General features: G+C 59.4%; 10 protein-coding genes. 8 read left to right on the top strand and 2 right to left on the bottom strand.

Features of this window, described 5'->3' with window-relative positions; translation table 11 throughout:
* Nucleotides 1-7 precede the first annotated feature (7 nt).
* Nucleotides 8-436 carry a DNA polymerase III subunit chi gene (locus ACW9IR_RS18070; protein ID WP_007909049.1) on the bottom strand — a complete coding sequence of 143 codons (429 nt, stop codon included), beginning with the start codon at nt 434-436 and terminating at the stop codon, nt 8-10.
* A 57-nt stretch (nt 437-493) separates the two neighbouring features.
* Complete coding sequence (locus ACW9IR_RS18075; RefSeq protein ID WP_077571238.1) at nt 494-1984, bottom strand: leucyl aminopeptidase; 1491 nt, start codon at nt 1982-1984, stop codon at nt 494-496.
* A gap of 576 nt (nt 1985-2560) precedes the next feature.
* On the opposite strand from ACW9IR_RS18075, the gene lptF reads away from it, so the two are divergent.
* The 8 genes from lptF to pdxJ all read left to right on the top strand — a co-directional run bounded on the left by lptF (nt 2561) and on the right by pdxJ (nt 10973).
* Nucleotides 2561-3682 (top strand): LPS export ABC transporter permease LptF, encoded by a 1122-nt coding sequence (gene lptF / locus ACW9IR_RS18080; protein ID WP_457464483.1) that lies wholly within the window; start codon nt 2561-2563, stop codon nt 3680-3682.
* Entirely contained in the window at nt 3675-4736 is a 1062-nt protein-coding gene (gene lptG, locus ACW9IR_RS18085; protein ID WP_102900609.1) for an LPS export ABC transporter permease LptG, read from the top strand. Before lptF ends, lptG begins: the two co-directional genes overlap by 8 nt.
* Before the next feature lie 173 nt (nt 4737-4909).
* The gene (gene lepA, locus ACW9IR_RS18090) at nt 4910-6709 is read left to right on the top strand and encodes a translation elongation factor 4 (protein ID WP_038357686.1); all 1800 of its coding nucleotides are present in this window, start codon (nt 4910-4912) and stop codon (nt 6707-6709) included.
* Between the two features lie 5 nt (nt 6710-6714).
* A complete protein-coding gene (lepB, locus tag ACW9IR_RS18095; protein ID WP_095119368.1) occupies nt 6715-7569 on the top strand; it encodes a signal peptidase I in 855 nt (284 codons plus the stop codon).
* A gap of 169 nt (nt 7570-7738) precedes the next feature.
* Complete coding sequence (gene rnc, locus ACW9IR_RS18100) at nt 7739-8428, top strand: ribonuclease III (RefSeq protein WP_016986099.1); 690 nt, start codon at nt 7739-7741, stop codon at nt 8426-8428.
* Complete coding sequence (gene era, locus ACW9IR_RS18105; RefSeq protein ID WP_457464486.1) at nt 8421-9323, top strand: GTPase Era; 903 nt, start codon at nt 8421-8423, stop codon at nt 9321-9323. Before rnc ends, era begins: the two co-directional genes overlap by 8 nt.
* 168 nt (nt 9324-9491) lie before the next feature.
* On the top strand, nt 9492-10181 hold the full coding sequence (gene recO / locus ACW9IR_RS18110) for a DNA repair protein RecO (protein ID WP_110719095.1): 690 nt from the start codon (nt 9492-9494) through the stop codon (nt 10179-10181).
* Nucleotides 10182-10229: 48 nt separating this feature from the next.
* Nucleotides 10230-10973 carry a pyridoxine 5'-phosphate synthase gene (pdxJ, locus tag ACW9IR_RS18115; protein ID WP_016986101.1) on the top strand — a complete coding sequence of 248 codons (744 nt, stop codon included), beginning with the start codon at nt 10230-10232 and terminating at the stop codon, nt 10971-10973.
* Nucleotides 10974-11088: the final 115 nt, after the last annotated feature.

Here is an 11088-nt window from a genome sequence, read left to right on the forward strand (position 1 = left end):
GGAATGCTCAGAGTCGCTGTAAACGGTGATCTTGCAGAGGATAGCCCTGTTCGCGGTAGAAACGGAAACTCTCCCGCGCGGCCGCCCGAATCGTCGGATCTTCGACCACCACTTCCGCCACGCGGGCGAATTTGCTGGCGAAGGCCGGGACTTTCAGGTCGAGATTGACCAGTAAGTCCTGATGCTGACCGCAGTCGTCACCCAGTCCCAAAACGATCAAACCGTCCGGCTCACTGTCGGCAGGGCCATGCGGCACGAACGTTTCGCCCTTGAATGCCCACAGGCGCGCATCGAGATCATCGCGCTGAGCCGCATCGCTGCAATGCAGGTAGATGCGGTGCCCCATGCGCCAGGCTTTCTCGGTGAGCTTGCAGGCAAAGTCCAGGCGAGCCGACGGATCGGCGCTGGGCAGGATATAGAAGTCGACTTTGGTCATTGCGGTTCCAGAGCAGCAGGCGGCGTCACCCGAAAGTGACGCCGCCCATCAGCGGGTTCAGGCTTTGGCACGATCCAGCAGGTACTGGGTCAGCAGCGGTACTGGACGGCCAGTGGCGCCCTTGTCCTTGCCGCCGCTGGTCCACGCGGTGCCGGCGATGTCCAGGTGCGCCCAGTTGAGGTTCTTGGTGAAGCGCGACAGGAAGCATGCAGCCGTGATGGTCCCGGCTTTCGGCCCGCCAATGTTGGCGATGTCGGCGAACGGGCTGTCCAGTTGCTCTTGGTATTCGTCGAACAGCGGCAATTGCCAGGCACGGTCGTCAGCGGCTTTACCGGCGCTGAGCAGTTGGTCGATCAGTTCGTCATTGTTGCCCAGCAGGCCCGAGGTGTGCGCACCCAGTGCGACGACGCAAGCGCCGGTCAGGGTGGCGATGTCGATCACCGCTTGTGGCTTGAAACGCTCGGAGTAGGTCAGCGCGTCGCACAGCACCAGACGGCCTTCGGCGTCGGTGTTGAGGATTTCCACGGTCTGGCCGCTCATGGTGGTGACGATGTCGCCCGGACGGGTCGCGTTGCCGCTCGGCATGTTTTCCGCGCAAGCGAGGATGCACACCAGGTTGATCGGCAGTTTCAGTTCAAGCACGGCACGCAGGGTGCCGAACACGGAGGCCGCGCCGCCCATGTCGTATTTCATTTCGTCCATGCCGGCGCCTGGCTTCAGGCTGATGCCGCCGGTGTCGAAGGTGATGCCTTTACCGACCAGGGCGTACGGCTTCTCGGATTTCTTGCCGCCGTTGTATTGCATGACGATCAGGCGCGGCGGCTGCTCGCTGCCCTGGCCGACGGCGTAGAACGAGCCCATGCCCAGGGATTTGATCTTCTTCTCGTCGAGGACTTCGACTTTCAGATCCTTGAACTCTTTGCCCAGATTCTTCGCTTGTTCGCCGAGGAAGGTCGGGTGGCAGATGTTCGGCGGCAGGTTGCCCAGGTCGCGGGTGAACGCCATGCCGTTGGCGATTGCAGTGGCGTGGTTCACCGCGCGCTGCACTTCAGCTTGTGCAGCCTTGATGGTCAGCAGGGTGATTTTTTTCAGAGCGCGCGGCTCGGCTTTCTGGCTCTTGAACTGGTCGAAGGTGTATTCGCCGTCCACCAGAGTTTCCGCCAGCAGGCGGGTTTTGCCGTAGCTGTCGCGGTTTTTGACAATAACTTCATCCAGCGCCAGCACGGCGTCGCTGCCGCCCAGACCCTTCAGGGTGTTGAGGATGCCAGCCACGATTTTACGGAACGGACGGTCGCCCAGTTCTTCATCCTTGCCCACGCCGACCAGCAGCACGCGCTCGGCTTTGAGGTTTGGCAGGCTGTGCAACAGCAGGCTTTGACCGACTTTACCAGCCAGATCGCCACGCTTGAGCACGGCGCTAATCGCGCCACCGCTCAGTTCGTCGACTTGTTTGGCGGCGACGCCGAGTTTGCGGCCTTCGCCGACAGCAACCACCAGGGTGGCGGTTTTCAACGTTTCTGGGCTAACGCTTTTTACAACCAGTTCCATGTCCGGATCCCTGAATGAATGGTCAACACGCAGGCGTTCGACGGTGTCCGCAGTCGCCTGCTTATAGATAGAAGAGGCGCAGGCCAAAGCCTGCGACAAGGGCCGCAGTTTGAACCCCGCTCCCCGCACCTGACAACCCTAGGGGGTGTTCTCAATTAGTTTTCACACCGCGTTGTCGCCTTAAAGCCAGCCAGACAAGGCGCAGGCCGCTGGGAATGGTTGTTCCCTTTCCAAGGCCTGCAACGCAGACTGGCCGGCTTTAAGGCACAACCCGAAGGGCCGGGCCTGCTGTTGTGCAGGGCTGCGTTGCTCGAAGCTTATTTGGAATGACCAAACCACGCTTCTCGCGCCTTGCCCTGCACAACAGCAGACCCGGCGCGGTGTGAAAACTAATTGAGAACGCCCCCTAGGTTGTACGATCTGCAAAGGATTACAGACATGGATGAGTGTGCGCAGTGACAGGCGCCCTCAATCACAGGATAATGCCGCATCTTTTTTCGACGGCTCTGCGTTGCGGGCCGGTCGATGTGTTTGCTTGTTTGGCCGCCTTAGCCTGACAACCCTGGAGTGTCTGGTTTGATCGTCTTCCGTTATCTGTCCCGCGAAGTCCTGTTGACCCTCAGCGCCGTGAGTGCCGTGCTGTTGGTCATCATCATGAGCGGTCGCTTCATCAAATATCTGGCACAGGCCGCTGCCGGCCAGCTCGATCCGGGCTCGCTGTTCCTGATCATGGGCTTTCGTCTGCCGGGTTTCCTGCAACTGATTCTGCCGCTCGGCCTGTTCCTCGGGATCCTGCTGGCGTACGGTCGCCTGTACTTGGAAAGCGAGATGACAGTGCTTTCGGCCACCGGCATGAGCCAGCAGAAGCTGTTTCGCATGACCCTGTTTCCGGCGACGCTGGTTGCACTGGTGGTGGCGTGGCTGAGCTTGGGCCTGGCCCCGCAAGGCGCCAATCAATTCCAGTTGCTGCTGAACAAGCAGGACGCGCTGACTGAATTCGATACCCTCGAGCCGGGGCGTTTCCAGGCCCTGCGTGACGGTACTCGGGTGACCTACACAGAAACCCTGAGTGATGATCGCGTCAATCTGGGCAGCGTATTCATTTCGCAGAAAAACCTCGGTGCCGATCAAAAGGATCGCGGGATTTCCGTGCTGGTGGCCGAAAGCGGTCGTCAGGAAGTGCGCCCCGACGGCAATCGCTATCTGATCCTCGATAACGGCTATCGCTATGACGGCAGCCCGGGTCAGGCCGATTACCGCGCCATTCATTACGAAACCTACGGCGTGCTGTTGCCCAAGCCGGACGTCAGCGAAGAAGTCACCGACCGTGACGCCATGCCGACCTCGTCTCTGCTGGGCAGCGATGACATCCGCTCGAAAACCGAACTGCAATGGCGTTTGTCCCTGCCGCTGCTGGTATTTATCGTGACCCTGATGGCGGTGCCGCTGTCGCGAGTCAATCCGCGCCAAGGGCGTTTCCTCAAGTTGCTGCCGGCGATTCTCCTTTATATGGCTTACCTGACCATCCTGATTGCCGCCCGCGGCGCCCTCGAGAAGGGCAAGATCCCGCCGGCCCTCGGCCTGTGGTGGGTGCATGCGATCTTCCTGATCATCGGTCTCGGCCTGCTCTATTGGGAGCCGCTACATCTGAAGATGGCCAGCCGTCGCTCCGCTGCGCTGGAGGTGGCCCGTGGTTAAACTCGACCGCTACATCGGCAGCAGCGTGTTCATGGCGATCATCGCCGTGCTGGCCATCATTCTCGGTCTGGCGACCTTGTTCGCCTTCATCGACGAGATGGGCGACGTTAGCGACACCTACACCCTCGTTGATGTGCTGAGCTTCGTGTTGCTGACCGCGCCACGTCGTCTCTACGAGATGCTGCCGATGGCCGCATTGATTGGTTGCCTGATCGGTCTCGGCAGTCTGGCCAGCAGCAGCGAACTGACTGTAATGCGTGCTGCCGGTGTGTCCATCGGCCGTATCGTCTGGGCGGTCATGAAGCCGATGCTGGTGCTGATGCTGGCTGGCGTGCTGATCGGCGAATACGTCGCTCCGGCGACCGAAAGCATGGCCCAGGCCAACCGCTCGCTGGCGCAGGGCAGCGGCGACGCGCAAAGCGCCAAGCACGGTATGTGGCACCGTCAGGGTGAGGAATTCATTCACATCAACGCCGTGCAACCGAACGGCCTGCTGTATGGCGTGACCCGTTATCACTTCGACAAGGAGCGCCATCTGCTCAGTTCGAGCTTCGCCAAAAAGGCTGAGTTCGATGGCAATCATTGGCAGCTCACCGATGTGGCGACGACCAAATTCAATGAGCGCAGCACTGAAGTCGTGAATACGCCTACCGAGCGCTGGGACGTGTCCCTGAGCCCGCAACTGCTCAGCACCGTGGTCATGGCCCCGGAATCGCTGTCGATCAGCGGTCTGTGGGGCTATATCCACTATTTGTCCGAGCAGGGCTTGAGCAATGGTCGCTACTGGCTGGCATTTTGGGTCAAGGTGTTGCAACCGCTGGTCACCGCCGCGCTGGTGTTGATGGCCATCTCCTTCATCTTCGGCCCGCTGCGCTCGGTGACCCTCGGCCAGCGGGTGTTCACCGGCGTGCTGGTGGGCTTCACCTTCCGTATCGTCCAGGATTTGCTCGGCCCGTCGAGCCTGGTGTTCGGTTTCTCGCCGCTGTTCGCGGTGCTGGTGCCGGCCGGTGTCTGTGCGCTGGCGGGTGTCTGGCTGCTGCGAAGAGCCGGTTGATGACAGGCGATTGACCTGTGCTTCAAACCTTGAAAACGCCTCGGTCGACAGATCGGGGCGTTTTTGCATGCAATCCGGGTGACAGGTGAGCGTGACGCTTGCGCCGTGTATCAGGTACAATTCCCGGCTATTTTTCGGCGGGCTATGCCTGCAGCCTTTTTGAGTGTTGATCCGTGAGTGATTTGAGTCATATCCGCAATTTCTCCATCATCGCCCACATTGACCATGGCAAGTCGACGCTGGCCGATCGCTTCATCCAGATGTGCGGCGGCCTGGCCGAGCGTGAAATGGAAGCCCAGGTACTGGACTCCATGGATCTGGAGCGTGAACGCGGGATCACCATCAAGGCCCACAGCGTCACCCTTTATTACACGGCCAAAGATGGCATCAAGTATCAGCTGAACTTCATTGACACCCCGGGCCACGTCGACTTCACCTACGAAGTCAGCCGTTCCCTGGCTGCTTGTGAAGGCGCTTTGCTGGTGGTCGACGCCGGTCAAGGCGTAGAAGCCCAGTCCGTAGCCAACTGCTACACCGCTATCGAGCAGGGCCTTGAGGTCATGCCGGTGCTGAACAAGATCGACCTGCCACAGGCCGATCCCGATCGCGTCAAGGACGAGATCGAGAAGATCATCGGCATCGACGCCACCGACGCCGTCACCTGCAGCGCCAAGACCGGCCTGGGTGTCGACGAGGTGCTCGAGCGTCTGGTGCACACCATTCCTGCGCCGACCGGCAACATCGAAGATCCGCTGCAAGCGTTGATCATCGACTCCTGGTTCGACAACTATCTGGGCGTTGTCTCCCTGGTGCGCGTGCGTCATGGCCGCGTAAAGAAGGGCGACAAGATCCTCGTCAAGTCCACCGGCAAGATCCATCTGGTCGACAGCGTTGGCGTGTTCAACCCGAAGCACACCGCTACTTCAGATCTGAAGGCCGGCGAAGTGGGCTTCATCATCGCCAGTATCAAGGACATTCACGGTGCACCTGTCGGTGACACCCTGACCCTGAGTTCGACCCCGGACGTTGAAGTGCTGCCAGGCTTCAAACGCATCCAGCCACAGGTTTACGCCGGTCTGTTCCCGGTCAGCTCCGACGACTTCGAGGATTTCCGCGAAGCGCTGCAGAAGCTGACACTCAACGACTCGTCGCTGCAATACACCCCGGAAAGCTCCGACGCACTGGGCTTCGGCTTCCGTTGCGGCTTCCTCGGCATGCTGCACATGGAAATCATCCAGGAGCGCCTCGAGCGCGAGTACGACCTGGACCTGATCACCACGGCGCCAACGGTAATTTTCGAGCTGGTGCTGAAAACCGGTGAAACGATTTACGTCGACAACCCATCCAAGCTTCCGGATGTGTCGTCGATCGAAGACATGCGCGAGCCGATCGTGCGCGCCAACATTCTGGTGCCGCAGGAACACTTGGGCAACGTCATCACCCTGTGCATCGAGAAGCGCGGCGTTCAAGTCGACATGCTGTTCCTCGGCAATCAGGTGCAAGTCACTTACGACCTGCCGATGAACGAAGTGGTCCTGGACTTCTTCGATCGTCTCAAATCCACCAGCCGCGGCTATGCTTCGCTGGATTACCATTTCGACCGTTACCAATCGGCTAATCTGGTGAAACTGGACGTGCTGATCAACGGCGACAAGGTCGATGCCCTCGCATTGATCGTGCACCGTGACAACTCGCACTACAAAGGTCGCCAGTTGACCGAGAAGATGAAAGAACTGATTCCTCGTCAGATGTTCGACGTAGCCATTCAGGCCGCCATCGGTGGTCAGATCGTTGCCCGGACAACCGTCAAGGCGCTCAGAAAGAACGTATTGGCCAAATGCTACGGCGGTGACGTCAGCCGTAAGAAGAAACTGCTCGAGAAGCAAAAGGCCGGTAAGAAACGCATGAAGCAGGTCGGCAACGTGGAAATTCCACAAGAAGCCTTCCTCGCAGTGCTCAGGTTGGATAGTTAGGTCCTATGTCACTAAATTTCCCGCTGTTGCTGGTCATCGCCGTGTTCGTCTGCGGCCTGTTGGCGTTGCTTGATCTGTTGATCCTGGCGCCGCGTCGCCGGGCGGCCATTGCCTCTTATCAAGGCAGTGTCAGCCAGCCCGATGTCGTGGTAGTCGAGAAACTGAACAAAGAGCCGCTGCTGGTTGAATATGGCAAGTCGTTCTTCCCGGTGTTGTTCATCGTACTGGTGCTGCGTTCGTTCCTCGTGGAGCCGTTCCAGATTCCGTCCGGCTCGATGAAACCGACCCTGGACGTCGGCGACTTCATTCTGGTGAGCAAGTTTTCTTACGGGATCCGCCTGCCGGTGATCGATAAGAAAATCATCGAAGTCGGTGACCCCCAGCGTGGCGATGTAATGGTGTTCCGTTACCCGAGCGACCCGAGCGTCAACTACATCAAACGTGTAGTCGGCCTGCCGGGCGACACGGTGCGTTATACCGCTGACAAACGTCTGTTTGTGAATGGCGAATCGATTGCCGAGCAGATGGTCGGTGCCGAACCGGGCACGCTCGGCAGCGCCGAGCTGTACAAAGAGAAACTGGGCGCCGCCGAGCATCTGATCCGCAAGGAAATGAGCCGCTACCGCGCCACGCCGGACCGCTCGTGGACAGTCCCCGCCGGGCACTACTTCATGATGGGCGACAACCGCGACAACTCGAACGACAGTCGCTACTGGGATGATCCGAACATTCCCAAGGATCTGCTGGGCATGGTTCCCGACCAGAATATCGTCGGCAAGGCCTTCGCGGTCTGGATGAGCTGGCCGGAACCGAAACTCAGTCACCTGCCGAATTTTTCACGGGTTGGCCTGATCAAGTAATCACACACGGCGCTGTTGACCACAGCGCCGAATGCATTTCTGGAGCCGGCACAATCGGCTTCGCAATCGCCAGGATTTAATTTTTGAACACAGCGTTAATTGTCCCAGGCCTGCGCCGCATCCCGGCGATGGCAGTGGAATCCAGCCACGAACTCAGCGTGGGTAAACCGTGAGCGTTTCTCTAAGCCGTCTCGAGCGCCAGCTCGGTTACACCTTCAAGGATCAGGAGCTGATGCTGCTGGCCCTGACGCACCGCAGTTTTGCCGGGCGCAACAACGAACGCCTGGAATTCCTCGGTGATGCCATCCTCAACTTCGTCGCTGGCGAGGCGCTGTTCGATCGCTTCCCGCTGGCCCGCGAAGGCCAGTTGTCGCGTTTGCGCGCACGTTTGGTAAAAGGTGAGACGCTGGCCGTACTGGCCCGCGGTTTCGACCTTGGCGATTACCTGCGACTGGGTTCCGGCGAGTTGAAAAGTGGCGGTTTCCGTCGCGAATCGATTCTGGCCGATGCCCTCGAAGCGTTGATCGGTGCGATCTATCTCGATGCCGGCATGGACATGGCGCGCGAACGCGTTCTGGCCTGGCTGGCGGGCGAGTTCGAAGGCCTGACCCTGGTCGACACCAACAAGGATCCGAAAACCCGTTTGCAGGAACACTTGCAATCGCGCGGTTGCGATCTGCCACGCTATGAAGTGGTGGATATCCAGGGCGAGCCGCACTGCCGAACCTTCTTCGTCGAGTGCGAAGTTGTCTTACTGAATGAAAAAAGCCGAGGTCAGGGTGTGAGCCGTCGTATTGCCGAACAGGTAGCGGCCGCCGCAGCACTGATTGCCCTGGGCGTGGAGAATGGCAATGACTGATACAAACGCAACTCGCTGTGGCTATGTTGCCATCGTCGGCCGCCCCAACGTCGGTAAGTCGACGTTGCTCAACCACATCCTTGGCCAGAAGCTCGCGATCACCTCGCGCAAGCCGCAGACCACTCGCCACAACATGCTCGGGATCAAAACCGAAGGTGACGTGCAAGCGATCTACGTCGACACCCCCGGCATGCACAAGGGTGGCGAAAAGGCCCTGAACCGTTACATGAACAAAACCGCTTCGGCGGCGTTGAAAGACGTCGACGTGGTGATCTTCGTGGTTGATCGCACCAAGTGGACCGACGAGGACCAGATGGTTCTGGAGCGCGTGCAGTATGTGACCGGCCCGCTGATCGTCGCGCTGAACAAGACCGACCGCATCGAAGACAAAGCCGAGCTGATGCCACACCTCAGCTGGTTGCAGGAACAACTGCCGAACGCGCAGATCATTCCGATTTCCGCGCAGCACGGGCACAACCTCGAAGCGCTGGAAAAGGTTATCGCTGATCATCTGCCGGAGAACGATCACTTCTTCCCGGAAGACCAGATCACTGACCGCAGCAGCCGTTTCCTCGCCGCTGAACTGGTGCGCGAGAAAATCATGCGCCAGATGGGCGCCGAGCTGCCGTACCAGATCACCGTCGAAATCGAAGAGTTCAAGCAGCAGGGCAAAACCCTGCACATCCACGCCTTGATCCTCGTTGAACGTGACGGCCAGAAGAAGATCATCATTGGCGACAAGGGCGAGCGCATCAAGCGCATCGGCACCGAAGCGCGCAAGGATATGGAGCTGCTGTTCGACTCCAAGATCATGCTCAACCTGTGGGTCAAGGTGAAGGGCGGCTGGTCCGACGACGAGCGTGCGCTGCGTTCGCTGGGTTACGGCGAACTGTAAAAACGCGGTTGTCGCAACACCGAAGAAACCTGTGGGAGCGAGCTTGCTCGCGAAGGCGTAGTGCCAGCCGACATATTTGTTGACTGTCACCCAGCATTCGCGAGCAAGCTCGCTCCCACATTGGTTTTGGGGTGAATATAGAACCGCGTTTTTATCAATGAGAGCTCCATGTCCTCAACACCACCTCCCGCCCAACCCGCCTACGTTCTGCACAGTCGCGCCTACCGCGAAACCAGCGCGTTGGTGGATTTCCTCACGCCGCAAGGTCGGCTGCGGGCGGTGTTGCGCAGTGCGCGGGGCAAGGCCGGGACATTGGCGAGGCCGTTCGTGTCGCTGGAAGTGGAGTTCCGCGGCAAGGGTGAGTTGAAGAATGTCGGGCGCATGGAGAGTTCTGGCACTTCGGCGTGGCTCAACGGCGAGGCGCTGTTCAGTGGTCTCTATCTCAATGAGTTGCTGATCCGTTTGCTGCCTGCCGAAGATCCGCATCCAGCGGTGTTCGATCACTACGCCGCAACCTTGTTGGCATTAGCTGAAGGTAGACCGCTTGAGCCATTGCTGCGCTCCTTCGAGTGGCGACTGCTGGACGATCTCGGCTACGGCTTTTCGTTGAATACCGACGTCCATGGCGAGCCCGTCGCGCCAGATGGTCTCTATCGTCTGCAAGTGGATGCGGGCCTGGAGCGAGTCTTCCTGCTGCAACCCGGCCTGTTCAACGGCGTTGAACTACTGGCCATGGCCGAAGCCGACTGGACCGCTCCCGGCGCTCTCTCTGCTGCCAAGCGCTTGATGCGTCAGGCACTGGCTGTTCACTTGGGCGGTCGGCCTCTCGTCAGTCGCGAGCTGTTTCGCAAGCCCTAGCCCCGTGTATGCTGTGCGCCGAATCTTTTCCTTCAGGAGCGCGCATCCGTGACCACCAGCAATCGCATTCTTCTTGGCGTGAACATCGACCACGTCGCCACCCTGCGTCAGGCCCGTGGCACGCGCTACCCGGACCCGGTCAAGGCTGCACTGGACGCGGAAGAGGCGGGCGCCGATGGCATCACCGTGCACCTGCGTGAAGACCGTCGGCACATTCAAGAGCGTGACGTACTTCTGCTCAAGGATGTGCTGCAAACCCGCATGAACTTCGAAATGGGCGTCACCGAAGAAATGATGGCGTTCGCCGAGCGTATCCGCCCGGCGCACATTTGTCTGGTCCCGGAAACCCGTCAGGAGCTGACCACTGAAGGTGGTCTGGATGTCGCCGGGCAGGAAGAACGCATCAAGGCCGCGGTCGAGCGTCTGTCGAAGATCGGCAGCGAAGTGTCGCTGTTCATCGATGCCGACGAGCGTCAGATCGCTGCATCGAAGCGCGTCGGTGCGCCAGCCATCGAGCTGCACACCGGTCGTTATGCCGATGCTGAAACCCCGACTGAAGTGGCTGAAGAGCTCAAGCGCGTTGCCGATGGCGTGGCGTTTGGTTTGGCCCAAGGCTTGATCGTAAACGCGGGTCACGGCTTGCATTACCACAACGTTGAAGCCGTCGCGGCAATCAAGGGCATTAACGAACTGAACATCGGCCACGCGCTGGTGGCGCATGCGTTGTTCGTCGGCTTCAAGTCCGCGGTATCCGAGATGAAAGCGCTGATCCTGGCCGCTGCCAAGCCTTAAGCTTCAACACAAAACCCTTGTAGGAGTGAGCCTGCTCGCGATAGCGAAGTGTCAGACAAAATTAATTGACTGACACAACACTATCGCGAGCAGGCTCACTCCTACATTTGAATGG

The sequence above is a fragment of the Pseudomonas sp. SDT291_1_S447 genome (assembly GCF_054070155.1).

Bases quoted from the DNA above. Each gene is read 5' to 3' on its own strand.
- ACW9IR_RS18070 (WP_007909049.1), bottom strand. From the start codon at position 436: ATGACCAAAGTCGACTTCTATATCCTGCCCAGCGCCGATCCGTCGGCT.
- ACW9IR_RS18075 (WP_077571238.1), bottom strand. From the start codon at position 1,984: ATGGAACTGGTTGTAAAAAGCGTTAGCCCAGAAACGTTGAAAACCGCC.
- lepB (WP_095119368.1), top strand. From the start codon at position 6,715: ATGTCACTAAATTTCCCGCTGTTGCTGGTCATCGCCGTGTTCGTCTGC.
- era (WP_457464486.1), top strand. From the start codon at position 8,421: ATGACTGATACAAACGCAACTCGCTGTGGCTATGTTGCCATCGTCGGC.
- recO (WP_110719095.1), top strand. From the start codon at position 9,492: ATGTCCTCAACACCACCTCCCGCCCAACCCGCCTACGTTCTGCACAGT.